The sequence below is a fragment of the Mitsuaria sp. TWR114 genome, assembly GCF_007997345.1.
Genome location: NZ_VOSR01000352.1, coordinates 1 through 26,889 on the forward strand (window position 1 = coordinate 1; position 26,889 = coordinate 26,889).

The following is a 26,889-nucleotide window of genomic DNA, read 5'->3' on the forward strand; positions in this document are numbered from 1 at the left end:
GCGCGACCGCGCTGGCGCTGACCGGCGCGCTGATGCTGCCGATCGCCTGGGGCCTGGCCAGCCTGCTGCTGATGCCGCTGACGCGGCTGCTGCGCGCGCTGGAAAGCACGGTGCTGAGCTACCGCGATGGCGAGTTCGGCAGCGCGATCGCGGCCGATCCGCCGGGCGGTCTCTCGGAGCTGTCCAGCCTGATGCGGTTGCACAGCGAGCTCGGCCAGGCCCTGCGCGAGCAGCGCCAGCACCTGGCGCAGCGCGAGCTGCTGCTCGACACGGTGGTGCAGAACACGCCGGTCGCGCTGGTGCTGACCGACGCGCGCGAGCGCATCGCCTACGCCAACATCGCCGCGCGCCAGTTGATGGACCGCGGCCGGGGCCTGGCCGGCCGCGACCTGGACGAGGTGTTGTCGCAGGCGCCGGACGATCTGCGGCAGGCCTTCGCCGGCACGCAGGACGGGCTGTTCAGCGTCGTGCTCGACGGCGAGGAGGAGCGCTTCCACCTGTCGCTGCGCGACTTCCGGCTGCAGGGCCAGCCGCATCGGCTGCGGCTGCTGCGGGGGATGACGCGCGAGCTGTCGCGCCAGGAGGTCGCGAGCTGGAAGCGGGTGATCCGGGTGATCAGCCATGAGCTCAACAACTCGCTGGCGCCGATCTCGTCGCTGGCGCACAGCGGCGCGGAGCTGGCACGGCGCGGCATGCACGAGCGGGTGCCTGGCGTCTTCGCCAGCATCGGCGACCGCGCGCAGCACCTGCACCAGTTCCTGGCCGGCTATGCGAGCTTCGCGAAGCTGCCCGCGCCGGTGCTGGCGCCGGTCGAGTGGGCGCCGTTCATCGAATCGCTGGGCGCGCATTACCCGTTCACGCTGGGCGGCGAACTGCCGGCGGCGCCGGGGCGCTTCGACGCCGCGCAGATGGCGCAGGCGCTGATCAACCTGCTGAAGAACGCGCACGAGTCCGGCAGCGCGCCGGAGGGCGTCAGCCTGAGCGTGGGCGCGCCGCGCGAGGACTGGCGCATCGAGGTCGGCGACCGCGGTCCCGGCATGACCGAGACGCAGCTGTCGCAGGCGCTGCTGCCGTTCTACTCGACCAAGCGCAGCGGCAGCGGCCTGGGTCTGGCGCTGGCGCGCGAGATCGCCGAGGCGCACGGCGGCCGGATCGCGATGGGCAACCGCGACGGCGGCGGACTGTGGGTGGCGATCAGCTGGCCGCGGTCATGACCGCGGGCGATCTCACTTGTAGAAGGCTTCCACCTTGCCCTTGAGCTTGATCATCAGCGGCTGGCCCTTGCGGTCCAGCGTGCGACCGGCGGGCACCTTGATCCAGCCTTCGGAGATGCAGTACTCCTCGACGTCCTGGCGTTCCTTGCCGTTGAAGAGGATGCCGATGTCGTGCTCGAACACGGCGGCGACGTAATGCTTGCTGCGCGGGTCGATGGACAGGTGGTCGGGCAGTTCGGGGCGGGTGGTGTCGCTCATGGCGGGGTCATGCAGGGGGAAACCGAAAACGCGGCATTGTCCCGCAGACGGACGCCCTAACATCGGCCGCATGCCCACCATCGACAACTCGCGCTCTTGGAGCGCCCCGAGCGCCTCAAGCGCATCGGTCGCGCCGACCTCATCGGTCGCCTCCCCTGCTCCCGCATCCGCCGTCGACGCCGTGACCCTGGCGGCGCTGGCGGCCTTCCCGGCCCAACTGGCCGCGCATTTCGCGCTGTTCCCCGCTGAGGCGCGGCACTGGGCGCCGCCGTCGTGGGAGGGCGTGCCGAGCGAACCGCTGACGGCGATCGAGCAGCTGTGCCATGTGCGGGACATCGAGATCGACGGCTACCAGCAGCGCATCCGTCGCACGCTGGGCGAGGACGATCCGCTGCTGCCCTCGCTGGACACCGACGCGCTGGCGCGGGAGCGCCGCTACGGCGAGGACGATCCGGCCGCCGCGCTGGCCGCTTTCGCCGCGGCGCGCCGGGAGACGCTGGCGATGCTGGCCGAGATCACGCCGGAGCAGCTGCGGCGCCGCGCCCGCTTCGAGGGTTACGGGCCGCTGACCTTCAAGTCGCTGATCCATTACCTGTGCAGCCACGACCAGCAGCACCTCGCCGGGCTGCAGTGGCTGCTGGGGCAGTACGACGCGGCGCAAGGCGCGGCGCGCTGACGCGGTTCAGCGGGGGCCGGTCCGCGGGGGCCGGCCGCGGGTCATTCGTCGCAGCGCTGGACCACCGGGGTCGCGTACTCGTGGCCGACGACGGCGCGGGCGAACAGGTAGTTCTCACGGGCCTGCTCGCTGAGCTGGTCCAGCGTGACCTGGCCGCGTTCATCGCAGGGGAAGCAAAGACCGCGACCCGCGTGGAACAGCGATTCGAAGCGCAGCAGGTAGCGGCCCTGGCCGACACCGCCGCGGACGGAGGACTGGCGCTGGAGCGCGCCGAACTGGGAGGGACTCATGGACGGACTCCGTGGCCCGCGGGGAGGATCGGGCCGGACGATCCAACCTTAGGCCGCCCAGCCCCGGCCCGCGCGTGCATACGTCGCGAATGGCGCGATTGTTTCGGATGTTCCCCGCGGTCGTGTGTGGTCGTGCGCTCGCGTGAAGGATGGATCGACCGGCACGGCGGTCTGGCGGGGCCCGCCTCCCCTTCGGCTGCCACCGCCGCGACCTGCCGGCGGACTGGCCACCGACGTGGCCAGTCCTGTCTTCGCTTCATCGGGTGCCGACGACCATGGTCGCCGGCTCTTGCGTCCCTCAGAAGCTCATGTGGCGGGTCGGCTCATTGACGGCCATGCTGGGCATCCGCTGCGAAGTGTCGGAGGTGGAGGCGACCGACGATGTCGTGCCCGACGCGGTGAAGGCCGCCATGGCCGATACCAGCGACTGGGCCTGCGTGTCGGTGAGCACGGTGCCATCGCCGAAGCGGAACTCCTCGACGTGGTACTTCGAGCCCAGGTACCAGTCCTGCAGCGTCAGCACGTCGCTGGTGCCGTTCACCTTGGCCAGCAGCGCGTTGCCGCTCTTCTGGAAGGTGATATCGCCCTTGGCGATGTTGGCGCCGAAGCTGACGAAGTCCTTCACGCCGGTGGTCGCGTCGTTCTCGACGATCGTGTCGCTGCCGTAGCCGCGACCGAAGACGTAGCCGTCCGCGCCCGCGCCGCCAGTCAGCGTGTCGTTGCCGCCGGCGCGTCGAGCGTGTCGTTGCCGGCCGCGCCGGACAGCGCGTTGGCGCCGTTGTTCCCTGTCAGGACGTTGGCGAGCGCATTCCCGGTCGCATTGATGGCGCTCCCGCCGTTCAACGTCAGGTTCTCGACGTTGTTGCCCAGCGTGTAGGTCACGTCCGAGAGCACGCTGTCCGTGCCTTCGTTGGCGGCCTCGGTGACGACGTCGTCCACCTGGCTGACCCAGTACTGGTCGTTGCCCGCGCCGCCCACCATCGAGTCCTTGCCCAGGCCACCATCGAGCGTGTCGTCGCCGGCACCACCATTGAGCGTATTGGCTGCGCCGTTGCCGGTGAGCCGGTTGGCCAGCCCGTTACCGGTGCCGTTCACGGCCGAACTACCCGTGAGCACCAGGCGTTCCACATTGCTGCCCAAGGTATAGGTGATGCCGCTCTCCACTGTGTCGGTGCCCCCGTTGGCCTGCTCCGTGATGACGTCCGTCGTCGCGCTCACCACGTAGGTGTCATCGCCCTCCCCACCGATCATCGTGTCGTTACCGGCCCCGCCGTCCAGACGGTTGTTGCCGGCGTTGCCGGTCAGCGTGTTGTTGGACGCATTTCCAGTGGCGTTGAGGTTGCCGGTGCCAGACAGAAGCAATTGCTCGACCTCGGCCGCTAGCACGTAGCTTGCGCTTGCCTCGACCTTGTCAGTCCCGCCTGAAGTCGCCTCGACGATCACGTCCGCTGAGTTGTCCACGATGTACGTGTCGTTACCCGCGCCGCCGGTCATCGTGTCGACACCTGCGCCTCCGTCGAGCCGGTTGGCGCCAGAGTTGCCGTTGAGCACGTTGTTGCCCACGTTGCCGGTACCGTTGAGGGCAGTTGTCCCGGTCAATACCAATTTCTCGATGTCGGCGCTCAACGTCAAGCTGACGGACGACTCGATCGTGTCGGTACCGCCACCAGCCGACTCGATCACCGTATCACCCACGCTCTCCACCACATAGACGTCATCACCACCGCCACCCGCCATCGTGTCCGCACCGGCCTTGCCATCCAGTCGGTTGGCAGCTCCGTTGCCGGTAAGGCGATTGGACAACGCATTGCCCGTGCCGTTGACCGCAGCCCCACCAACTAGCGTGAGGTGATCAAGGTCCGCACCCAAGGTCCAGGTAACGCTGGACTCCACAGTGTCAGTCCCGCCATCGACGACGTCTTCGACAACATCCAGGCTTGAATCAACCACATAGGTGTCATCACCGAATGACCCCCGCATCGTGTCCGCCCCCAATCCACCGTCCAGACGGTTGTTCAACGCATTGCCACGAAGCTCATTGGCGAGCGCATTGCCGGTGCCCCTCACAGCATCACCGATCATCGCAAGACGTTCAACGTTGTCCTGCAGCGTCCAGTTCACACTAGCAACCACGCTGTCGATGCCTTCACCAGCAATTTCGACAACCGCGTCCGACAGGTCGTCGACCAGGTAGTTGTCATCCCCGTCACCACCCTCGAGTCGATCCGCACCACGGTCACCGGAAAGCCAGTCGGCTCCCGCACCACCAATCAGCGTATCGGACAGCGCGCCGCCCAACAGCACCTCGTCGGCAAACGTCCCCTGAGCCACCCGGTTGCCGGCCGTGGCCGTCAGCGTTGTGAGCGTTCCGCGTGCCAGCAGCAGATTCGCGGTGGTAATCCGGCCATCGGCGAACCTGATCTCATCAAAGTGCGTCTGGTAGCCCAGCGTCAGACCCGCGCCGCCATATGCCGCGCCAAGAATCAACTTGTCGCTGCCGTCGGAGAACCCGATCTCGAGTTGATCGTTGTAGTCCTTGTAGTAGGACGCCACACGGCGAACCGTTAACGTATCTGCGCTCAACCCATTGCCGAGCCTGAGCACGCTATAGAACGGCCAGCGCGGATCCGATTGCATGCCGGACACGTCGTCCTTGCCATCGCCCCTGTTGAAGACGACGGTATCGACCCCGGCGGAAAGACCGATGGAGTCGTTTCCCTCTCCGCCCTGCAAGGTGTCGTTGCCCGCACCGGGATCGAGGAAATCCTGGTCGTCACCGCCCATAAGTAGATCGTCGCCGACATCGCCGATCAGCGTGTCTCGACCGGCGCCGCCATCCAGCGTATCGCCTTCGCCTCCGGGGACATCGGAGTAGCGAGTCTCGCCACTCAAGGAATCGTCGCCCAACCCTCCTGTGATCGAGTCACGTCCGAGCCCGCCGAAGACCGTGTCGTCTCCGGAGCCGGAGAGAATCGTGTCGTTGCCCGCTCCGGCATCAATCATGTCGTCGCCGCGTCCTCCAGCGAGCACGTCGTCGATCGACGTACCAAATATGTCGTCGCTGTGCTCCGATCCCTTGCCTGCAGCATCTTGCAGATCTCGGACCGTCCAAACAGTGCCATCCGCAAATTCGATCCGGTCGATCCAGGACGAACTGACTACTCCGCTCTGATAGTCGCCGGCCACCGTCAACACGTCGTCCGTGCCGCGACGACGAATGACGAAGTCCCCATCCATCGAAATATCGACCTCAAGATCAGATGCGGATATTCCGGCGCCGAATCTGACGGTATCCGTCGAACCGACATTGGCGTCATTCGCCGTGATCGTGTCGGCACCGAACCCGAGTTCGAACATGAAGGTGTCATTGCCATCGCCACCAGTCAACAAGTCGGCTCCTACCCCGCCTTCCAGCACGTCATCACCGCTGCCTCCATCTAGTGAATCGTTGCCCGCACCTCCTTGAATCAAGTCCGCGCCATCGGATGCCATAACGCTGTCGTTGCCGTAGCCTCCGGAAATCGTGTCCGCCCCCGCTCCCCCGAACAGCCGATCGGATCCGAAATCCCCTTCCAGATGCGAGGCAACCGCGCCGGCCATCACCAGCATGTCGTCGCCGGTACGCCGCACTCGCGTCGTCAGCATTCCAAGATCCACTGTCCCGATGCCGTCGAAGGTGAACTGGGAGATCCGCTTCGCGCCGTCGAGTGAAGCACCATTGACGATGCGCAGCAGGTCTGCGGTGCCATCGATGCCAACGAGGAGGTCTTCAGACTCCCGGACTACATAAAGATTGGAAAGTGTGATTCCGGCTTTGAACCGAACCTTATCGCTGGTGTCCGCACTGCTGATGGTGTCCTGTCCACTGCCGCGGGCGAATACGAATTCGTCCGCCCCTGCGCCACCCACAAGCTCGTCGTCGCCCAGGCCACCATCCAGCGTATCGTTGCCGTCTTCGCCGGAAAGGTAGTCGCGCCCTCCGCCGCCATTCAGCCGATCGTTGCCCCCCTCTCCGTAAAGGGCATCGGCACCGTCGATGCCGTCCACCACGTCGTCGCCATCCCCTCCTCCGATCACATCGTCATCTACCGTCCCCGTCAGCGATTCGGCGGCGCCAGTTCCCCAGAGCGTGAGGCCGGCCACCGGCGATGAGGCGTTCACCTTGGCGAGCAAATCTTGTGCGCTCCAGCTGATCCCATCACCGAACTGAATCGAAGAGAAGCCCTTGTCTGGGAATCGGAAGTAGCCATAGACGGTCAACCGATCCAACGTTCCAGGCATGGCCAGAACCAAAGAGTCATCATGGCGCTCGACCATCACTTGCGCCGCGTCCCAACCGCTGAGATCCAACGTCACCGACGAGTAGAGGAGCTCCGAGTCGGTCGACAACGAATCGCTGCCACCGCCAGGCCTGTGACGCAAGGTGATCTGGTCGCCCACACGTTGCCAGAGACTCACGGAGATGGCGTCGTTGCCGGCGCCACCATCGGCATATCCATCAGCCAAAGAGAGAATGTCGCGGCCCTCTCCGCCCTCCAGGCGAGATCCGGTCGCATCACTGCTGAGAAGATCGTTGCCCGCTCCACCAAACAACGTATCCGACGCGCCGCGAACGGAGAGATAGTAACCATTCCCCTCGATCACATCATTGCCAGCGCCGCCTTCGAAGCGTTCGGCAGCGGTGGTGCCGATCATTGCTCGTCCCGCATCGTCGGCGATGTTTGCCAGTGCCGTGAACTCATCCCACGTCATCTCTCGTCCGTCGGAGAAAGTCACGTGCTCCACTCGACCTTCGTAGAAACTCGTTGCAAACAGGTTGTTGCTGATCGTCATCCGATCATTGGTGCCCTTGACTTGCACGGTCAACATACTCTGTGACGGTCCGGTACGCGGATCGAAGGTCCAGTAGACATCGAGGTCCTCCAGCCGGATGCCCGTGTCGAACTGGAGTCGATCCTTGTTGCTGGTTCCGAATGCCCCCTGTTCGCTCACGCCAACGATGCCCATGCCACGGCGGAACACGTAGGTGTCATCGCCATTCCCACCGGAGGCGCCGCCTGCCATTCCTTGGCGAGACAGACCGTCCAGTCCTGCGTCGAGGGTGTCGTTGCCGTCACCGCCCGACAGCCCGTCGTTCCCTTCGCCTCCGAGCAGAATGTCGTCACCCGCTCCGCCGTCGAGCAGGTCGCCGCCATCTCCTCCGACCAGCACATCATCGGAGCGATAGCCGTAGAGCGAATCGCGTCCGAGTCCTCCTTCGAGCTGGTCCCGGCCATCGCGGCCGAGCACCATGTCGTTGCCTCCGCCACCCTCCACGACTTGGCCGTCCCGGTAACTAATGTTCTCGGTGTCGGCCGCCACCACCGCGTTCTGCTCTTCATTGGCGACATTCAACATGGTCATCACATCGCCCATGTCCCATTCGGTGCCATCGGCGAAGACGATGTTCCTTGTCACCGCGTTGCACTCGGGCAGCTGGAGGATCCAATCTTTTCCCGCTGCGAAGAAGGCTTCGATGAACAGCGTCTCTCCGGTGTCCTTGATCGTCAGCAGAAGGCTCCCGTTCTGACGCTCCATCGCGAGATCTTCGGGAAGGATGTCCGGCCCGAGCACCACGAAATCGGTGTGATTCGGAGTGACCCCCTCGCCGAGGATGGTGTCGTTGCCATAGCCTCGACCGTACATGTAGGTGTCCGAACCTCCATACCCGCGGAGCACATCGTTGCCGCTGCCTCCATCGAGCACATCGGAGAAGTCGCTGCCGTCAAGGGTGTCGTCACCCTCGCCGCCGAACAGGCGTCCTCTCCCACGCAACTGGTCGTTGCCGGCACCGGCATACATGGCGTCGTATCCACTGCCACCTTCAAGCGTGTCGTTGCCTCGACCTCCGCTGAGCGTGTCTGCGCCGTCACCGCCGACCAGGGAATCGTCACCCGAGCCGCCGGACAGCCAGTCGTCGCCCGATTGCCCTTGAAGCGTGTCGTTGCCCGCGCTTCCTGCCTTCAAGTCTTTGCCACTCGTACCAACCCAGCTCTGGGGCCCTTGCGGCCGCGTCACCCACTCGATGCCCTGCGGTGTCCATTGTGCTGATTGCGCATCGCCGCTGCCTCCTCCTCCGCCCTGGGCTGTGCCATCACCCCGGTCGGCGAGCGCTGCCAGCGTCATGCTGCCATCACGCCCGACTAGCGTCATGTCGGAAAGCCTTGTGTTTGGACCGAGGCGCACCAGGCCAGCTTCGCCGGCGGCGATATAGAGATCGCCCAATTGCTCGAACAGGCGGAAGTCGGCAAGCGCCACGCCGTCGATCCGCAGGGTGTCGAGCCCGCCCGTGTCTTCCACGTTGGTGGCGTTGGCCAAGCTTATCGAACCGCCGAATGTGATCTGGTAAATGTCGTTGCCCAGGCCACCTTCAAGACGGTCGCCGTCGTCGGTCGACAGGCGATCATTGCCGCCGCCTCCGGATACCGTGTCCTTGCCACTGCCGCCCGCGAGTACATCGTTACCTGCATCGCCATACACCAGATCATTGCCGCTGCCACCGAGGACGGTGTCATCGCCTGCGCCTCCGGCCAACGCGTCGTTGCCGCCGCCGCCGTCGATACTGTCGTTGCCGGCGCGCCCATCGATCGAGTCATCGCCGTCCCCGCCGTGGTAGAGATCATCGTTCTCCGTACCCGCGACCATGTCGCGCCCGCTGGAGAAGAGGCTTGCGAGACGCGCGTTCACGTCGGCGGATGCCCAGCGGCTGCCGTCCTCGAACTCGATCGTCTGCGCGCCCTGACCAAGGAAATAGTTCTGGATCTGCAGCGTGTCTTCGGTGGCATGGCTGACGATCACCAGGTCGTCACCATTGCGGGAAGTCTGAAGCAGTTCGTTGTTCTCCAGTCCGACGATACGCAGCGTCGCGGCAGCGGTGCCGGAGTCGGCATCAACGATCCGGTCGCGGCCCGCGTCGCGGCCCCAGTAGTAGACGTCCGTACCGGCGCCGCCCATCAGCGTGTCGTAGCCGGCGCTCGCCAGCAGCGCATCTGCAGCACTGGTGCCTTGCGACGTTTCACTGGCCTCGGAGCCAACAACAAAGGCGCCACGGCCGGTCAAATCACTCCAGCTCAGCGCAGGTCCACCGGTGAATTGCAGTCCGTCCAGCAGTGCACTGCCGGTCACGCCGCCAATGCCGAGCCGACCAAACGAGATGGAATCACCGATGTCAGCACCGCTGGTATCGAGCAGGATCAGCGACACATTGCCGATCGCGTCCACCGCAAGGCGGGTGGCCGTGGCATCGATGGAACCGCTCAGGCGCAATGTGCCGCCCGATCGCCCATTGCCCAGGCCGATGATCTGATCGGCGCCATCGCCCGTCTCGAACTCCAGATCCGCCTTTCCTTCGCTCATGTCGATGCGATCGTTGCCGCCGCCGCCGCGAACAGTGCCGCCAAGGCCATCGACCTTGATCTCGTCATTGCCGAATCCGCCTGTCAGATGCCTGCCCGCGCTGTCGCTGAAGTTCAGCGGCGAGAAACCGTAGCGCGCAACCAGCTCAGCGGCGGTCATCGTCATGCTGGAGAACTGGAACCGGAAAGACCCGAATCCCGCCTCCGCGATCTGCAGCGCGCTTCCGCCCGCACCTGCACCGCCAAAGTAGATCGTGACTTTGCCTCCGCCGGCGGTCACCAGCGACGGAGCCGCGGCATCGAGGATCACGACATTGTTATTCCCCGCACCGTCGGTGATCGAGTCGGAGGTACCGCCCTGGATCGCCAGGTCTCCAGTTGAGAAGACGTAGGTGTCGTTGCCTTCGCCACCTGAAAGCAGGTCTACGCCCGCACCGCCGCTGAGCACGTCAGCACCGTCGCCACCCGTCAGGGTGTCGTTCCCGGCGCCGCCAGACAGCGTGTCGTCGCCTCTCAGGCCACTCAGCCGGTCGTTGCCTTCTCCCCCATCCAACTGGTCATTTCCGGCCCGGCCGCTCGAGGTCCACGCGCTGTCACCTTCCAGCACGTCGTCGCCGCCTCCGCCCATCAACGTGTCGTCCCCGGACCCGCCAGAAAGACTGTCCTTGCCTTCGCCGCCCTCCAGCCAGTCGGCGCTGCCCGCGTCTCCAACAGAATCGCTCGCGTCGCCGTCATCGCCGAACAGGCGGTCATCCCCCTGTCCGCCGATCAAGGTGTCGGCGCCGCCACCTCCGATCAGTTCGTCGTCTCCGTCCTGTCCATCCAGGTAGTCCGAACCATGAAACTCGGTGCGAAGCGCGCTGACCTTCTGATCGCCCATCAGCGTGTCGTTGTCGGCACCGCCAAACAACTGATCGTCGCCGTCGTCGCCAAACAGCTGGTCGTTTCCAGCCCCGCCATCCAACAGGTCATTGCCGCCACCGCTGGGCGAGGTTCCGACGCCACTCCCATCCCGGGAGATGTAGAGGTCACCGTAGAGCCGGTCGTCTCCGTCGCCACCAAACAGCGCGTCGTCGTTGCCAAGACCGAACAGACCGTCATTGCCCGCCCCGCCATCGAGCGTGTCGCGCCCTTGATCCTCGATCTTTGTGTCGTTGTAGTTGTGCCAGTTGTCGATCTGTTCATCTGTGGCGCTGTCGCCGTACAACCGGTCATTGCCCGAGTCGCCGAACAGCGCATCGTCTCCCTTCATGCCAATCAGCATGTCGTCGCCGCCGCCGCCTCGAGCGAGGTCATTGCCGGTGCCGGACAGGATCGAATCGTTACCCTCACCGCCATCGATGTAGTTGCCGTCGGTCTCCGTGACCCAGCCATCGGCGGTGTGGAGCCACGGGGACGGCCAGGCGATGCCAATGAAACTCGGATCCTCGAACAGTCCTGGCGCCGTCACGGACGCCAACCAGCCCATGCCACTAGCCACGACGTGGGGCCATTGCGCAGGCGCCTCCAAAGGCTCAGCGTCGACTACCCTTGGCATGGTCATGTCACCGACTGCACTTCCGTACAGCAGATCGTTGCCTGCACCGCCATACAGAACGTCTTCGCCGAATCCACCCATCAGCAGGTCGTCACCGTCGTCGCCGCTAAGAGTGTCGTCCCCGCGCATGCCGGCAAGCGCATCGTTGCCGCCGCCGCCCCGGATGCGGTCGTTGAGCAATGCGCCATGAACGACGTCGTCTGCGTCCGGCGATGCGCCGTCAGCAACGAAATTTCCGTCCTCGTCCAGCTGGTAGTACTGGCCGGTCGGATCGGTCTTCTTGTTGAAGTCGAAAGCGAAGTCGGAACCGGTGTCCTCCGGCTCGCTGGAGGTTTCGCTGCCTGCCTCGCTCTGCGGTGCGAGCGCCGTGGCTGCCCAGGACGTTTGCTGAACGCTGAATCCGGACGTTTCAGCACCAGACAGTGAAATTCCAAGGTCTCCCTGCTTCCACTTCTGGATGGTGATAGTGTCGCTTCGACCCTTGAAGGCGATCTGTAGAGCCGGGCCATCCGATGCTCGGACGACGGTATAGGTGATGCCCCTTGTCTTGTCGACCCACCGCCCCTTGATGCTTGAATGGCCTTCGGCACCGGAGCCATTCACAGCGCTGCCGTCCATGAGGATGGATCCAGAGCCATCGTGATCGTCGATGACGTCGTTGCCCCAACTTCCGGAGAACTTGTAGGTATCGTTGCCGGCCCCTCCAGACAGCACGTCGTCATCGGCGCCGCCGTCGAGCGTGTCGTTCTCACTACCACCGATCAGGCGGTCCCTGCCGGCACCGCCGTTAAGCTGATCGGCACCGGCGCCACCGCGCAGCGTGTCGCCCCCGCCGCCGCCGTTGGCCACGTCATTGCCCTCTCCACCTTCCAGTACGTCGCCGGCGTCACCGCCGATGAGCGTGTCGTCTCCACCTTCGCCGAAGAGCATGGAGGCGCTAGAGCCTCCTGCTGACAGTGTGCTTCCACCCTGATCTCCAAACCAGACGCGTCCACCGATGCTGCCTTGGGTCACGATGACACGAGAGGTCGTGGAATCGCTGAAATAAGAGGCCCGAGTGCCAGGGATGGCGCCAAACAGGGTGTCAGAATTTTTGCTGTTGGCCTCAAGCGTCGCCAGCAACAGTTGACGGCGCCCGTCCAGCCATTGATCGCTGAAGGTACGGTCGGCATCTGCCTTGTTCCGATCGGCGTCCCACGCCGAATGAATGCTCACGTCCCAATTACTGGCGACGAGTGCTTCGAGCTCCGCCTGGGCGGCCGCGTCCATCCCAGAGAACCTCATCGGACTAAGCGTGAACAGCGCTGCGAAGTCGGCAAAAGACTTCCGAGCATCGCCGCCGCTGTTCAACGTGATGCGGAGCTTTCCCTGCAAGGTCTTGGTCGCCCCCTGCAACTCTTTCAACGGCGCATCGAGCAGCGCACGGAGATCCGGGTCCGCCCACGTGCCGCCTTTCAGCGCCATCTCTTTGTCGGCCGCCTTGAGGGTCGGGGCGACATTGGGCCCCAGGAACACCCGTCGCGCCGCATCAAGCGTCGATTCGACGGTGTCTCCCTCTGCCTGCCCCTGCTCACCCCAAGTTGTCTTCGATTCCGCTTTGCTCGCCAACTGCATCAGACTCGAGAACAGACCGCGATCGGCCTTGGGCGCCAGCGCCGTCAACGCGCTCTGCACACGCAGAGAGTCGTTGATCAACATGATGCTGTGCGTGTCGCCGAAATCGTTGAAATCGTAGTTGTTCTGTAGGAGACGGACCTGACCGAAGGTCAGCGCGAGATCGATCGCCGCGGGCAGGATGGGGTCTCCCCGCACCAGAGGTTGGTCCTCGATATAGACAGCAGTAGGTGCGCCCGAGTGATTCTGCGAGAAGGCCACGGAGGACGGATTGCCTCGTCCATAGACGTCGTAGATGCCAACGGTGTCCTTGAGCCCGAGATAGGACAGAACATCGGGGCGCGAGACCAGCGACTTGCCCAGCCCGATAGCATTTGTGTGCTCTGCGCTGGTCCTCCTGGTCGCCCGGGTCAGGGCCAACTGATAGTCGAGCCGCAGTGCCGCGATGCTGTCAGCCCCCTGGATATCGGCTGGCGATTCCCCGCGCCCACTGGCAAGCGTCGGGACCCGCCCCGCCTCCATCGCGATATCACGGATGGTCTTGAGGGCGGCCGCCAGGTCGTTGAGTTCAACGGCTGTTGTCCAGTCCTTGAGCGCCGCATATTGGGAGATCTGCTGCTTCAGCTGCTCGATGTCGGCGTTTACCGAGCTCGCGGTCATGTCGGTGTTGGTCTTGCTGTACTTGGCCGACAGCGCCGCGTATTGGGATCTCCCGACAGACGATCTGAACTGCGCTGCGTTGGCGCCCTGAGCCGAGTAGGTGGTAAAGGTCTGCAGGACGTCAGAGAGCGACGAGAACATGCTGATGGAGCCGACCCCGGCGCCATTGAACGTGTAGACCCGATCGACCTGGCTCCCGTTGAGTTGGTTGAACGCGTTGGCGAGATGGCCGCCCAGGCTGTAGCCCGTCACGGACACAGTAGCGCTCTTGCCCTGGATCCCTGCCCACCATGCCTGCATGTCGGCGATCTGCCCCAGGGCCCACCCGTGCTTGCTGACTTCCCCTTCGTTGGTCGCCTTGTTGTCCCGTGCTGAATCGTCGATGAACTCAGTCGAGCGGAAGCTGACGACTTGTTGGCCCTTAACGAGGCCCGTGTTCGGATCGCCCACTTTGCATCTGAAGAGCGTGCCACTGAACCCAGTAGCCGTATCCGGTTGATGAGAGACCACTTCCCAGTGCTGGGTGAAGTAGGCGGCCTGCTCCTTCGTCATCCGACTTGAATGCCCGTTGCCCGCCATCAGTTCCTCCTCGCTGGGCGTGAAGTCGACCCGGGTTCCGCCAGCGCCGACAGGTGCGGTGCTCTCAGCAGCAAAAGAGAACATCGCCTCAGCCGCAATCTGCAGTAGCGAGTAGTCGTAGATGACCGTCGTCGATGTGTTCTTCTCTGCAACGGTGGTTGTGGTTTCGTTCGCCATCATTCTTCCCTGAAATCTTCGCCTGCGCGGCGCTAGTACTTGGTCAAGAAATGACCTTGTTGATTCTTTGATCAGCGATTTGCCGCTTTGCCTTGCCCGGAACGCAGCAACGCTTCACGCACCTGCTCGGAGTTCAACTTAAAGGAACCCACAAGATTCAATTCGCGGTCAAACTCGAACATGCGGCCACTTGTTGTTTCCCCCTGGCGCTGAACGAGAACGGCATAGCCGCTGGCTCTTGCCTTCGCAAACGCCCGCGTCGAGTACCGAATTTGTTCGTCTTCCCGCGGAAGTGCCGTTACGAGAATTCGCCCCGGCTGCACGACATGGAATGCCCAATCGAGTTTGGGAACATTGCGAAGCATCGTCCACATTTCCCCCCGTTGATCGATGGAGTAGAAGCCGTCTGTTTTCTTGTACGCGTCCGCGGTTTCCAACCAGCTCAGCGATTCGTATTTCTCCTGGGACATCTCCGGGAATGATGCTGCCTCCGCGGTGTCCTTCACTACAAGCTCAGGCGGCCGCAGATCGCCTTCACCCGTCGGCCGCAACGCAGGAGCGATGGACGGAAAGTTCTTTCCGCACAGTGAATGAAGCGCCCCGTCGCCATGCTGACCCATCGTTCCGACGCCCATGTGCTGCACAGCCACTCCAACTTCGCGCACAGTTGCCCCGTCGCGGACAACACTCGCGGTGACATCAACGCGCCAGTCGTAGGAGCCGGAGTCCTTTGGGTCCACATACAGGCGCTGCCGCTTCACTTGGATCCGCCCTTTGGCGGACGGCGCCGCGAGTTCAGATACTCCGATGCACTGTCCCGGCAGCACGCCCATTTCACGAAGTTCCGGCAAGGTTTGGAGTGGGTATTCATATTGCTTGCCATAACCTTTGCATTCTGGCGACCCTTCCGGTCTCAATTGAAACCGATAGACTTTAAGATCTGGCTCCGGCTCGCTTCTGATGCTCATGTGCCGTCCCTGCTCGGTCTCGATAGCAGTCCATCCGGTCGAAAGCATGTAACTGACGATCTCCGTATCGGTGACCGGCAAACGAAGGCGTCCTGGTCGGTTGTTGATCAGATTTCCCAGCACCACAGGGAGGTATCTATAGTCCACATAGAGGTCCGGCGTTTTCGCCGTTTCCTGAATGTCGATTCGGTCCTCCTTGCATGCCGACCGACGGATGTCGGCCATCTCGGTTTCCGTTGGACCATGCTGCGTAGTGGAGTTCTGATCGTTCGGCTCCTTGGCCTTCGAGCATGCGCCGAGAAGCAGCGCAACACTCAACAGCAAGAATGGCAGTTCTTTACGAATCATTGGTTTCTTCTCCATTTCTTTCATTTTCATTCCCTGGCCGTCAGTCGACATTCGCGGCATTCTGGAACGACAAGCGCATCTCATCGCCTCTCATCTCGATCAATTCCGTGAATCGCCGCAGTCCGTCGACAGCATCGAATCGACTCACCGCTGCTCTCGCCTCTATACGCCTGGACGTCTCGTATCGCTCCTCGAGCGCACGTAGGACACCCTTGGCTGTAGCGATGGGGTCCAGGGGTTTAACGAGGATCGCCGAGCGCTCGGTAGCCACCTCGCGCACCGGTACCGTGTCACCTGCGACCAACTGGCAACCTGAGGCCATTGCTTCCAGCATCGACCAACTCAGCACGAACGGATATCCGAGGTACAGGTGCGCCGCAGATACCTGCAGAACGCGCAGATAGTCGGCGTACGGAAGCTTTCCAAGGAAATGCACACGAGACAGATCGAGCTGGTCACCCACCTCGCGTAGCATCTGCTCGCGCCAGTTCGAGGCGTCTGCCGGCGGGCCACCGTAGCTCACCCCGTCGCCGCCAACCACCAACACCTGCGCCAGGCTGTTCTCGCCCAGCACTCGAGGCAGTGACCGCATGAACGTATGGAAGCCGCGATAGGGTTCCAGGTTGCGAGCCACATAGGTCACCACCGGATCTCCAGCACGGAGCGTGAGACCACTAGGTGTGGTGAAGCTGGCGCTCGGATCAGGACCGAGGCCGCGTACGTCGATGCCCTCATGAACGACCTGAATGCGATCGCGGTACGCCGCTGGGTGCTGCCTGCGTTGCCACTCGGTTGGCGAGACGAGGACGTCGGCGTTCTCCAGGTTGAGCAGATGCAGAGCGTTCCAGGTCCGCACGCGGACCTGCTGATCAAAGGTGGGGGGAAACTCCGGATCGAACCCAATGTCCGCGCCCTTTGCGTTGTAGAACCATTCGCAGAAATGAATCAAACGCGCATCCGGAAACACGTCCTTCGCATACAGCGTCTCTCCCCATCCTGGATGCGCGAGGATCACATCGGGTCGCCAACCTTTGGCTCGTAGCTTCATGAGCAGTCGCGCCACGGCCTGCCCGTGCAGGACAGCGTCTTCCATTCGGCGCAAATAGTGGTGCTGCCCCGCACCGACATCGCGATGCGGCCGATACCGGATCATGCGCACGTCGGGTAGCCCAGGCGCGGTATCGCGCCCGATGCCAAGCACATCCCACCCCGGGCGCTTCGCCCATACGGGCGCCATGCGACGGAACTGCCCGGGAAAGTTCTGATGAACGATCAGCACCCGCATCACCGCTCCCTCAGGCTTTCCTGCACGTGCTCCTGCACCGGATTGAACAGGTACTCGATGACGCGCCGTCGTCCGGTCTTCACCTCCGCCGTCACGTTCATCCCCGGCGTCAGCCGCACCGGCTTGCCGTCCACATCGATGGCCCCTTTCCCCAGCACCAGCGTCACCGGAAAAATCGCCCCCCGCTTCTCATCGTTCACCGCATCCGCAGTCACGCTCTTCACCGTCGCCGGCACCGTGCCGTAGCGCGTGTACGGGAAGGTCTCGAGCTTGATCTCCGCCTCCTGTCCCGCGCGCACGAAGCCGATGTCCTTGTTCTCGAGCACGACCTCCGCGGTCACCTCGGCTTCGTCCGGCACCAGCACCAGCAGCACCTGCGCCTCGGTCACAACACCACCGGCCGTGTGCACCGCCAGCTGCTGCACCGTGCCGTCGACAGGGGCCGTTAGCTTCGTCAGCTGATTGCGCTTGTTGGCTTTCGCGCCTTCCTCGGCCAGCTGCTTGAGCTTCAAGTCGGATTGCGCCTCGCGATCCCTCAGCGTTCTCAGCGTCTCCGCCCGGTACGACGCCGCCGAGCCGCGCGATTCCGCCAGCGCCGCCTGCGCCTCGCGCTGGCGCGCCAGCGCCATCGCCAGGTCCTTCTCCTGCTCCACCCGCTCGCGCGTGCGGTCCTGCCCCGCGTGCCCCGCCACGAAGCCCTGATCGCTCAGCGCCTTGTAGTCGCGCTCGCGCTGCTGCGCCATCGGCACCGTGCTCTGCAGCTTCTCGACGAGCTGCTTCGCTGTCGCGATCTCCGCCTCGCGCCGCTCCAGCTCCGCCTGCAGCTTCGCCAGCTTGGCCGAGATGTCCGCCCACTCGCTCTGCAGCTGGAAGCGCGCGCTGTCCGCGTCCTCGCGCGGCATGGTCTTCACCGCCTCCGCCGTGAGCTGAGGCATTCCGCCACCCGTCAGCGACTGCAGCAGCGCCCGCGCCCGCAGCACTTCCGACAACGCCGCCACGCGCTCCTTCTCAACGCGATGGCTGTCCGCCTCCGTCATCGTCGAGTCCAGCGCGATCAGCAACTGCCCCGCCTTCACCTTGTCCCCATCCTTGACGAAGACCTCCCGCACCACGCTGGTCTCCAGCGGCTGGATGGTCTTGCTGCGGTCGCTGACGATGATCCGCCCCTGCGCCACCGCGACGATGTCGATCTGCCCGAGCATCGCCCAGGTCAGCGCGATCAGGAACAGCGCGCAGATCGCGATCGCCGCTCTCCTGGGTGCCGGATGCGGCGGTGTCTCCTGCAGCTCCAGCGCCGCGGGCAGGAAGGCGCGCTCGTCGGCCATGCGCCTGGGCCCGGCGAGGTCCTCGCGCGCTCCCACGCGGCCTTGAACACCGCCGCATATCGTGCGAGCAGCTCGCGCGCCGGATGACGCGGCGCCTCGGGCGCCGTCGTCGCATCGATCGGTGCCGCGCTCATTCCGAGCCTCCTTCGCCCTGCATGCGCCACAGATGCGCATAGAGCCCCTGCGGCTTCGCGATCAGTTCCTCGTGACTGCCCATCTCCGCGATGCGGCCCTTCTCCATCGCGATGATCCGGTGGGCATGCCGCACCGCGCTCAGCCGGTGGGCAATGATGAACACCGTCCGCCCCTGGCAGATCGCGCGCATGTTCTTCTGAATGATGGCCTCGCTCTCATAGTCGAGCGCACTGGTGGCCTCGTCGAAGATCAGGATGCGCGGCTGCCCGAACAGCGCCCGCGCGATCGCGATGCGCTGGCGCTGTCCGCCCGACAGCCCGGTGCCCTGCTCCCCAACCACCGTGTCGTAGCCCTCGGGTAGCTCGGCGATGAAGTCGTGCGCCCCGGCGAGCTTGGCCGCGTGGATCACCGCTTCGATCGGCGCGGCCGGATCGGCGATGGCGATGTTCTCCCGCACCGAGCGGTTGAACAGCATGTTCTCCTGCAACACGACGCCAACCTGGCGGCGGAGCTGCGTCGCGTCGGCCATGGCGATGTCCTGGCCGTCGACCAGCACCCGACCCGACTCCGGCACGTACAGCCGCTGCAACAGCTTGGTCAGCGTGCTCTTGCCGGAACCGCTGCGGCCCACGATGCCGATCACCTCGCCCGCGTTCACCGCCAGGTCCACCCCGTGCAGCACCGGCTGCGCGTCGGGGCGGTAGCGGAAGGTGACGTTCTCCAGCGTCACGTCGCCGCGCACGCGCGGCATCGCGCCGGCGCTTTGCGGCCGCAGTTCGGTGCGGGTGTTGAGCACGTCGCCCAAGCGCGCCATCGAGATGCCGGTCTGCTGGAAGTCCGTCCACATCTGCGCGATGCGCATGATCGGCTGCGCGACGCGGCCGGCGAACATGTTGAACGCGATGAACTGGCCCACGCTCAAGTGGCCTTCGATGACGAGCTGCGCGCCCCACCACAGCGTGGCCGCGTTGACCAGCTTGCCGATGAGGTTGATGCCCTCGTTGCCGTACTGGGCCAGCGTCTGGGTGCGGAACGACGCCGACACGTAGGCGGCGAGCTGCTCATCCCACTTGCGCGCCATCTGCGGCTCCAGCGCGCTGGCCTTGACGGTCTGGATGCCGGTGACCGTCTCCACCAGCAGGCTCTGGTTCTCGGCGCCGCGAGCGAACTTCTCGTTGAGCCGGCCTCGCAGCACCGGCACGATCGACAGGCTCAGGATCAGGTACAGCGGCAGCGAGATCAGCACGATCAGCGTCAGCGTCGCGCTGTAGCTGAACATCACCGCGATGAAGATCACCGAGAACAGCACGTCCAGCACCAGCGTGAGCGCGTTGCCGGTGAGGAACTGCCGGATGTTCTCGAGCTCGCGTACCCGCGCCACCGAGTCGCCGACACGCCGCGCCTGGAAGTAGGCCAGCGGCAGGCTCAGCAGGTGGCGGAACAGCCGTGAGCCCAGCTCCACGTCGATGCGGCTCGTGGTGTGGCTGAAGACGTAGGAGCGCAGGATGTTCAGCGCGCTCTCGAACAGCATGATCACCACCAGCCCGATGACCAGCACGTCCAGCGTGGTGAGGCCCCGGTGCACCAGCACCTTGTCCATCACCACCTGGAAGAACAGCGGGCTGACCAGCGCAAACAGCTGCAGGAACAGCGAGATCGTCAGCACCTCGCCCAGCAGCCGCCGGTGCTTCACGATGCTGGGGATGAACCAGGAGAAGTCGAACTTGGCGAGCTCGCCGGCGAGGCTCGCGCGGCTGGTGACCAGGATGAGTTCGCCGGTCCACTCGGCGGCGAAGGTCTCGATGGGCTCGATCGTGGGACGCGCCGACGCTTCGTCGCCGCTGGGGTCCATGAACAGCACCCGCTTGCCGTCGCATTGCGCCAGCACCACGGTGCGACCGTCCCGCAATGTCGCCAGCGCGGGCAGCGCGGCCAGCGTCAGGCGGTCGATCGTGGTGCGCGATGGCTTGGCCTTGAGCCCCAGCCGCTTGGCGGCGAGCAGCAGGTCCCGCATCGAGGGGGTGTCCGTTGGGCCCAGCCCCAGGCTGTGACGCAGCGACGGCACGTCGGCCGCCACATGGTGCAGGCGGGCCACGATCGCCAGCGCCGCCAAAGCGCCGTCTCGGGCTTCGTTGGATTGCTGGCGCGGGACCACTTCTTCGCGCGGTTCCTCGGGCCCGCGCCCTCCCATCAAGGCGTCTTGCGCGCCCGTCACTCCCGACATCACTCCCACCCTTTAGCTGCCGTCTATGGCGGCTCAAATTTGTATTACTAAAAGGTTAAGGTAGGTGGTGATGTGTTGCCCACCCCACCAAAAAGGGGTGTGACTTCAAAACGTCTTCTCCGGTCGCCTGGCGCGCAGCGTAGTTAGGAATCGGTGATGGGGAGACCTACCCGCCCGCCTTCTTCGGCGCGAACCCCGCCTGCGTCAACCAGGCCATCACCTTCTCCAGGTGATCCCCCTGGATCTCGATCGTGCCGTCCTTGACGGTGCCGCCGCTGCCGCACGCCGCCTTGAGCTTCTTCGCCGTCTCGGTCAGCTCCGCCGCCGTCATCGGCAAGCCCAGCACCACCGTCACGCCCTTGCCCTTGCGGCCTGCCGTCTCGCGTCGCACCCGCACCTTGCCGTCGCCCAGCACGGCCGAGGCCGATTGCGCCTTGCAGCGGCAGTCCGCCTGCGCCTGCCGGCATTGCGGGCAGATCCGCCCGCTCTCCGTTGAATAGACCAGCGCCATCGCCTGCTCCCAAGTCCTTGTCCGTTGCTCCGTCCCGCGCCCGGTGCTCAGCGCGCCAGCGTCCGCGCGAAGAAGGCGTCGATCGTCCGGTACAGGTGCAGCTTCGCGCTGCGGCCGGCGATGCCGTGCGCCTTGCCCGGATAGATCATCAGCTCGAAGGGCCGCGCCTCGTTCTGCAGCGCCTCGGTCAGGCGCAGCGTGTGCTCGAACAGCACGTTGTCGTCCGCCGTGCCGTGCACGATCAGCAGCGGCTTGGTCAGCAGCTTCGCGCGGTCCACCAGGTTGGCCTGCCGGTACGGCGCCGTCTGGCCACCCTTGCCGTCCTGCGGCATGCCCAGGTAGCGCTCGGTGTAGGCGGTGTCGTAGAGCGTCCAGTCGGTCGGCGGCGCGACCGCCACCGCCGCCGCCAGCGGCGTGTCGGCGTCCAGCATCGCGCGCTCGGCCAGGAAGCCGCCGTAGGACCAGCCGAAGAAGCCGATCCGCTTCGCGTCCACGCCCGCCACCTGCTTCGGCAGCTGGCGCACCGCCGCGAACAGGTCGCCGACGTCCACCTCGCCGAACGCGTGCCGGTGCGCGCGCGTGAACTCGCGGTCGCGGTTCTGCATGCCGCGCGTGTCCAGCGTGAACACGCCGTAGCCGCGACGCTGCCAATAGGCGATCAGCGCCGTGTCGCGATTCCAGTTCCAGTTGGTCGTCGAGGTGCCCGGGCCGCCGTAGGCCATCGCGATCACCGGATGCGGACCGGCCCGGCCGTCCAGCGGCGCGAAGTACAGCGCGTTCAGCGGCGTGCGTCCGTCGGCGGCGGTGATGTCCACCACCTGGGGCGCCGGCACGATGCGCGTCAGCAGCGGATCCGGCGCGTCGCCCGGCAGCGCCACCGGCTGCGCGCCGGGCCGCACCGCCTGCAGCGACAGCGCCGGCGGCTCACCCCAGGCGCCGCGCGTGACCAGCAGCTGGCCGCAGGCGCCGTCGCCGCGCGCATCGCGCCACTGGCGTGGCTGAGCGCCGTCCAGCGCGCGGCGGGTGCCGTCCAGGTCGATCGCGAACAGCTCGCGCGAGCGGCCCCGGTCGCGGGCCGCCGCGTAGACCACCGTCTTGCCGTCGCTGCACACGCGATGCGCGACCGGCTCCGGCTCGTTCGTCAGCGGGCGGCGCTCGCCGGTGCGGCGGTCCACCAGCACCAGCTGCCGGCGGCCGGAAGCCTCGCTCGACCACAGCAGCGCCGGCTGGCCGGACAGCGTCAGGCCGTCGATCTCCAGCAGGTCGTCGTGGACCTCGACCCAGGCCGGATCGCGCTCGTCGATCACCGTGCGGCCGGGGCCGGCGCTGTTGGCGTATTCGGTCAGCGCCAGCTTGCGCTGGTCGCGCGTGAGCGTCTGCAGCCACGGCGTGCCGTCGCCGAACCAGCCAGCCCGCGCCACGTATTCCGCGTCCATCGGCAGCGGCAGCGGCGTCATGCGGCCGTCCGCCACCTGCAGCGTCCATGCGGTCACGCGGGCGTTGTGCTCGCCCGCGCCGGGGTAGCGCTGCTGCGTCATCGTCGTCCGGTCGGCGAAGATCTGCGCCCGCGTCTTCACCGGCACCGCGCTTTCGTCGACGTTCAGCGCCAGCAGCTGCTTCCCGTCCGGTGACCACCAGTAGCCGCGCTGGCGGCTCAGCTCCTCCGCCGCGATGAACTCCGCCAGGCCCCAGAAGCGGGTCTCGGTCGCGCCCTTGGTCAGCGCGCGTGCGTCGCCGCCATCCAGCGGCTGCACCCACAGCTCGCCGCCCTTCACGTAGGCGATGCGGCTGCCGTCGGGCGAGCAGGTGGGATCCTGCTCCGGCACCTGCTCATCGGCCGTCAGGCGCTGGGCCTTCGGCCCCTGGTCGGTGAGGCGCACCAGGTACAGGTCGCCCGACAGCGGGAAGAGCAGCGCCTTGCCCGACGGACCGCACCACTGGTAACCGGTGATGCCGCCCTGCGAGATGCGCTTGCGCTCCAGCGCCATGCGCTCCGCCTCGGTCAGCTGCTGGCTGCGGCCGCCCAGCACCTCCGCCGCCGACACCAGCTTGCGCGGCGCGCCGCCGGCCGCCGGCTGCGCCCACAGCTCGAGCTGGTCGCTGTCGGTCTCCGACGGACGCAGGTAGCTGACCCAGGCGCCGTCGGGCGAGATCTCGGCCTGACGCACCAGCCGCCCTTGCAGCGGCGGATCGCCGAAGACGCGTTCGAGCGTGAGCGGCGTGACGCCCTTGTCCTTCGCCGTCGCGGCGGGCGCGGTGGAGGCGGCATCGGCGAACACCGGCGCCAATGCGGCGGCGAGCGCCAGCAGGCGCGTGGTCAGCAGGGAAGCGGTCATGCGGCGATCAGCGTGTCGCTGTCTTGTCGTTGATCGGAATCGGTGGGGCGGTCGAACGCGTCGTCGGCCTCGCAGGCGGTGGAGGCGTCGACCAGGTCGTCCTCGTCGCCGCCCTCGGGCGGTGCCTGGGGATCGAGCGCGTCGCCGAAGAGCGTCAGCGCCAGCAGGTCCGGCGCGTTGATCGTGCGCACGCGCTGGTAGGTGTCCTCGGCCTCGGGATAGCGGCGGCGCAGGTAGTGCAGCCACTGCTTGAGCCGGCCGGCCTGGTGGCGCGTCGCGACCTTGCGGCGCACCTGCGCGAAGAAGCCCGCCATCAGCGGCAGCATCTCGGCCCACGGCAGCGCGCCGACCGTCGCGGCGCCCTCCACGCCGGACGTGCCGGACGCGCCGTTGCCGAGCGCGGCGCGCAGCGCCAGCGCCAGGCCCGGATCGGCCACCATGCCGCGACCGAGCATCAGCGAGTGGCACCCCGATTCGCGCAGGCAGCGCAGCGCGTCCTCGACGGTCCACACCTCGCCGTTGGCGACGACGTCGATCGCGACGGCCTCGCGCACGACGGCGATCTGGTCCCAGTAGGCGGGCGGCTTGTAGCCGTCGCGCTTGGTGCGGCCATGGACGACCAGTTCCGACGCGCCGGCCGCCTCGATCGCGCGGGCGCAATCGAGCATGCGCTCGCGATCCTCGTTGCCGAGCCGCATCTTGGCCGACACCGGCAGATGCGCCGGCACCGCGCGACGCACCGCGGCGACGATCTCGCCGACGAGTTCGGGCTCGTCCAGCAGCACCGCGCCGCCGCGATGACGGTTCACCGTCTTGGCGGGGCAGCCGAAGTTCAGGTCGATGCCTTCCGGATCCAGCTCGGCCAAGCGCGCGGCGTTCTCGGCCAGGCACTGGGGATCGGAGCCCAGCAGCTGCGCCCGCACCGGCACGCCGGCGCGGGTGCGCCCGCCGTTCAGCAGCTCGGGCACGATGCGCGTGAACACGCGGCGCGGCAGCACCTGATCGGTGACGCGGATGAACTCGGAGACGCAGCGGTCCACGCCGCCGACACGGGTCAGCGTGTCGCGCAGCATGTGGTCCAGCAAGCCCTCCATGGGCGCCAGCAGAATCATGGGAAGCGAGGGGATCCGCCGTGCTCGTGGCGCCGCGGACCGGGGTCTGGAAAGGCCGAGAGCATAGCGGAAGCGCCTGTTCCAGGGCCTCGGCGCGCCCCGGCGGGAGCGCCCATCGGGGCGGACGTCACGGGCCGTCCGCGTCGCCGCCGGTGCCGGTCTTCCCGCGCTTGGCCAGCGCCTCGTCGTGGTCGCGCACGCTCAGCCACAGCCGCACGTCGAATTCCAGCTGCGCATAGCCCGGCTCCATGTGGTGGCACAGCGCGTAGAAGGCCTTGTCGTGCTCGAGCTCCTTCAGATGCGCCAGCTCGTGCACGACGATCATCCGCAGGAACTCCGCCGGCGCCTCGCGGAACAGCGTCGCCACGCGGATCTCGCGGCGGGTCTTGAGCCGGTTGCCCTGCACCACCGCCTGGCGCGTGTGCGTGCCCAGCGCATGCTGGATGACCTTGAGCCGGGCGTCGTAGGCCACCAGCGCCAGCGGCCCGGCGTTGCGCATGAAGCGCTGCTTCAGCGCCTGCGTGTAGTCGAACAGCGCCTTGTCGCTGCGGACCTCATGCGGCTCCGGATACTTGCGCGCCAGCAGCGGGCCGAGCTCCCCCGCGTCCAGCAACTGCCGCGCCTGCGCCACCAGCGCCGGCGAATAACCCTGCAGGTACTTCACCGCGCCGTCACTGCAGCGCCGCGGCCGGCGCGCCGTAGTGCGCGCCGATCCACTGCTCGAAGCGCTCGAACATCGCGCGCTCCGCCGCGTCGCCGCCATCGCCGTTGTCGGCCAGCAGCTCCGCGCCGTGGACCACCATCACCCGCGCCTCCAGCGGCGGGCCGTCGTCGGTGCGCGCGCCTCGGCGCTCGGCCGCTTCCAGCTGGTCGAGCGCCGTCGCCCACGCCTGCTCCACCGTCTCGTCGCAGGCCTGGGCCAGGTAGCGCGCCGAGAAGCCCTCGCCGGTCAGCCGGCGCAGCGTCTGGTCATGGCTGAGGCTGTTGCCCGGCGCCCAGTAGGCGTCGGCCAGCGCGGGGCCGATCGCGGGGTTGTCGGTCAGGTAGCCGTCGCGGCGCAGGAAGAAGGCGCGCGTCTGGTAGACGGCCATGTGCGCGAGCAGGTAGCCCTGGTAGGACGCGGCGGACTCCTGATTGAGCAGGTGCGGGATCGCCAGGACCGGCCGCGGCGCCCGGTCCACGCCCTGGATGCGCCGCTCCATCGCGCGCGCCAGCGCCAGCACCGCCTCGGGCGTGCGCTCGGCATCGGGCATCGCGTACAGCGCCGCCTCGAAGTAGGCCACCACCGCGATGGCGCGCTCGTCGAAGGCGCGCATCGGCTGCGTCGCGGCGATGCGCTCGCGGATCAGCTCGTCGGGGATGGTCGCGCCATCGACGGTGCGCGCGTAGCGCTTGAGCCAGTCCGCGTCGCCCAGCAGGCTGTCGCAGAACATCGACTGCGTCTCGGCATAGGCCATCGAGGTCGGCGCGAACTCCTGCGAGAAGCACGGCGCGTTCTGCGTCACGTTGGCGAAGTGCGCCGCATGGCCGCCTTCATGGAACAGCGTCACCAGCCCGCGCGCGCCGCTGCCGATCTGGTCGGGCTTGGCCTCGGCGGTGAAGTTGATCTCGCCGGCATGCCAGCGGCCCTGCTCGTCGAACCAGGTCGGCAGCGGGCCATGGCAGAAGCCGTTCTGGTACTTGCCCGGCCGCTGCAGCAGGTCCAGCCGCAGGGTCGCGCCGCGGTACTGGATGCCCAGCCGGCGGAAACTCTGCACCCAGCGGCGCAGCGCCGGGCCGAACGGCAGGTAGGGGTCCAGGCGCCGGGTCACGTCGCCGGCGCTGTGGAAGCGCAGGTTCCAGGGCTCCAGCGCCGAGGGGCCATGGCGCGCCACCAGCGCGTCGAGCGCGCGCCGCTGCGCGGCCTCGGTCCGCGCGACGAAGTCGTCCAGGATGCCGAACAGCTCCGCCTTGGTCATGCGCTCGTTCTTGCGCAGCTTCATCTCGAAGTAGTCGCTGAAGCCCAGCGCGCGTGCCAGCCGGTTGCGCAGCGCGACGATCTCCAGGAAGCCGTTGTCCAGCACCCAGCGCTCCACCGCCGCCAGCCCGTCGTAGGAGCTGCGCCGGCGCGACTCGTCGGGATTGGTCGACGCGTTGGTCGACAGCATGGTCAGCGTCGCGGCCTCGGTCTCGCCGCGATCGTTGACATGGGTGGGCGCGAAGTCCTTGCGCCGGGCGAAGAGGAGGCGCTCGGCCTCGATCAGCTC

15 protein-coding genes are annotated in these 26,889 nt (G+C 66.2%); 2 read left to right on the plus strand and 13 right to left on the minus strand.

Annotation, left to right across the window (positions count from 1 at the left end):
• Positions 1 to 1,214, plus strand: a 1,214-nt coding sequence (locus FUT87_RS13780; protein ID WP_147241397.1) for a PAS domain-containing sensor histidine kinase, incomplete at its 5' end; no start/stop codon positions are given.
• Between the two features lie 12 nt (positions 1,215 to 1,226).
• On the opposite strand, the gene FUT87_RS13785 is transcribed toward FUT87_RS13780, so the two are convergent.
• Positions 1,227 to 1,472, minus strand: a complete 246-nt coding sequence (locus FUT87_RS13785; protein WP_147241398.1) for a DUF3297 family protein — start codon at positions 1,470 to 1,472, stop codon at positions 1,227 to 1,229.
• A gap of 181 nt (positions 1,473 to 1,653) precedes the next feature.
• Between FUT87_RS13785 and FUT87_RS13790 the strand changes: the two genes are divergently transcribed.
• Positions 1,654 to 2,148: a DinB family protein gene (locus FUT87_RS13790; protein WP_255511824.1), complete on the plus strand. Its 495-nt coding sequence runs from the start codon at positions 1,654 to 1,656 to the stop codon at positions 2,146 to 2,148.
• 41 nt (positions 2,149 to 2,189) lie between these two features.
• On the opposite strand, the gene FUT87_RS13795 is transcribed toward FUT87_RS13790, so the two are convergent.
• From FUT87_RS13795 to FUT87_RS13940, 12 genes are all read right to left on the minus strand, one after another.
• Positions 2,190 to 2,438, minus strand: coding sequence for a hypothetical protein (locus FUT87_RS13795; protein ID WP_091734038.1), 249 nt, complete (start codon positions 2,436 to 2,438; stop codon positions 2,190 to 2,192).
• 298 nt (positions 2,439 to 2,736) lie between these two features.
• The gene (locus FUT87_RS29975; protein ID WP_222617144.1) at positions 2,737 to 3,063 is read right to left on the minus strand and encodes a calcium-binding protein; all 327 of its coding nucleotides are present in this window, start codon (positions 3,061 to 3,063) and stop codon (positions 2,737 to 2,739) included.
• A gap of 83 nt (positions 3,064 to 3,146) precedes the next feature.
• On the minus strand, positions 3,147 to 14,399 hold the full coding sequence (locus tag FUT87_RS31420; protein WP_222617145.1) for a calcium-binding protein: 11,253 nt from the start codon (positions 14,397 to 14,399) through the stop codon (positions 3,147 to 3,149).
• A 71-nt stretch (positions 14,400 to 14,470) separates the two neighbouring features.
• Positions 14,471 to 15,766 carry a hypothetical protein gene (locus FUT87_RS13900; protein ID WP_147241400.1) on the minus strand — a complete coding sequence of 432 codons (1,296 nt, stop codon included), beginning with the start codon at positions 15,764 to 15,766 and terminating at the stop codon, positions 14,471 to 14,473.
• The gene (locus FUT87_RS13905) at positions 15,756 to 17,000 is read right to left on the minus strand and encodes a glycosyltransferase family 4 protein (RefSeq protein ID WP_147241401.1); all 1,245 of its coding nucleotides are present in this window, start codon (positions 16,998 to 17,000) and stop codon (positions 15,756 to 15,758) included. The genes FUT87_RS13900 and FUT87_RS13905 overlap by 11 nt, the downstream gene beginning before the upstream one ends.
• Positions 17,000 to 18,325: an HlyD family type I secretion periplasmic adaptor subunit gene (locus tag FUT87_RS13910; protein WP_255511825.1), complete on the minus strand. Its 1,326-nt coding sequence runs from the start codon at positions 18,323 to 18,325 to the stop codon at positions 17,000 to 17,002. Before FUT87_RS13910 ends, FUT87_RS13905 begins: the two co-directional genes overlap by 1 nt.
• A gap of 130 nt (positions 18,326 to 18,455) precedes the next feature.
• Positions 18,456 to 20,651 (minus strand): type I secretion system permease/ATPase, encoded by a 2,196-nt coding sequence (locus tag FUT87_RS13915; RefSeq protein WP_147241405.1) that lies wholly within the window; start codon positions 20,649 to 20,651, stop codon positions 18,456 to 18,458.
• Positions 20,652 to 20,850: 199 nt separating this feature from the next.
• Positions 20,851 to 21,195 carry a translation initiation factor Sui1 gene (locus FUT87_RS13920; protein ID WP_147241402.1) on the minus strand — a complete coding sequence of 115 codons (345 nt, stop codon included), beginning with the start codon at positions 21,193 to 21,195 and terminating at the stop codon, positions 20,851 to 20,853.
• A 47-nt stretch (positions 21,196 to 21,242) separates the two neighbouring features.
• A complete protein-coding gene (locus FUT87_RS13925; RefSeq protein ID WP_147241403.1) occupies positions 21,243 to 23,531 on the minus strand; it encodes an alpha/beta fold hydrolase in 2,289 nt (762 codons plus the stop codon).
• Positions 23,528 to 24,625, minus strand: a complete 1,098-nt coding sequence (locus FUT87_RS13930; RefSeq protein ID WP_186830529.1) for a tRNA-dihydrouridine synthase — start codon at positions 24,623 to 24,625, stop codon at positions 23,528 to 23,530. Before FUT87_RS13930 ends, FUT87_RS13925 begins: the two co-directional genes overlap by 4 nt.
• A 145-nt stretch (positions 24,626 to 24,770) precedes the next feature.
• Positions 24,771 to 25,307, minus strand: a complete 537-nt coding sequence (locus FUT87_RS13935) for a M48 family metallopeptidase (RefSeq protein ID WP_254783599.1) — start codon at positions 25,305 to 25,307, stop codon at positions 24,771 to 24,773.
• Between the two features lie 7 nt (positions 25,308 to 25,314).
• A partial coding sequence (locus FUT87_RS13940; protein WP_147241404.1) for a M3 family metallopeptidase occupies positions 25,315 to 26,889 on the minus strand: 1,575 nt, incomplete at its 5' end.

Bases quoted from the DNA above. Each gene is read 5' to 3' on its own strand.
- FUT87_RS13785 (WP_147241398.1), bottom strand. From the start codon at position 1,472: ATGAGCGACACCACCCGCCCCGAACTGCCCGACCACCTGTCCATCGAC.
- FUT87_RS13795 (WP_091734038.1), bottom strand. From the start codon at position 2,438: ATGAGTCCCTCCCAGTTCGGCGCGCTCCAGCGCCAGTCCTCCGTCCGC.
- FUT87_RS31420 (WP_222617145.1), bottom strand. From the start codon at position 14,399: ATGGCGAACGAAACCACAACCACCGTTGCAGAGAAGAACACATCGACG.
- FUT87_RS13900 (WP_147241400.1), bottom strand. From the start codon at position 15,766: ATGTCGACTGACGGCCAGGGAATGAAAATGAAAGAAATGGAGAAGAAA.
- FUT87_RS13905 (WP_147241401.1), bottom strand. From the start codon at position 17,000: ATGCGGGTGCTGATCGTTCATCAGAACTTTCCCGGGCAGTTCCGTCGC.
- FUT87_RS13910 (WP_255511825.1), bottom strand. From the start codon at position 18,325: ATGGCCGACGAGCGCGCCTTCCTGCCCGCGGCGCTGGAGCTGCAGGAG.
- FUT87_RS13915 (WP_147241405.1), bottom strand. From the start codon at position 20,651: ATGGGAGGGCGCGGGCCCGAGGAACCGCGCGAAGAAGTGGTCCCGCGC.
- FUT87_RS13920 (WP_147241402.1), bottom strand. From the start codon at position 21,195: ATGGCGCTGGTCTATTCAACGGAGAGCGGGCGGATCTGCCCGCAATGC.
- FUT87_RS13925 (WP_147241403.1), bottom strand. From the start codon at position 23,531: ATGACCGCTTCCCTGCTGACCACGCGCCTGCTGGCGCTCGCCGCCGCA.
- FUT87_RS13930 (WP_186830529.1), bottom strand. From the start codon at position 24,625: ATGGAGGGCTTGCTGGACCACATGCTGCGCGACACGCTGACCCGTGTC.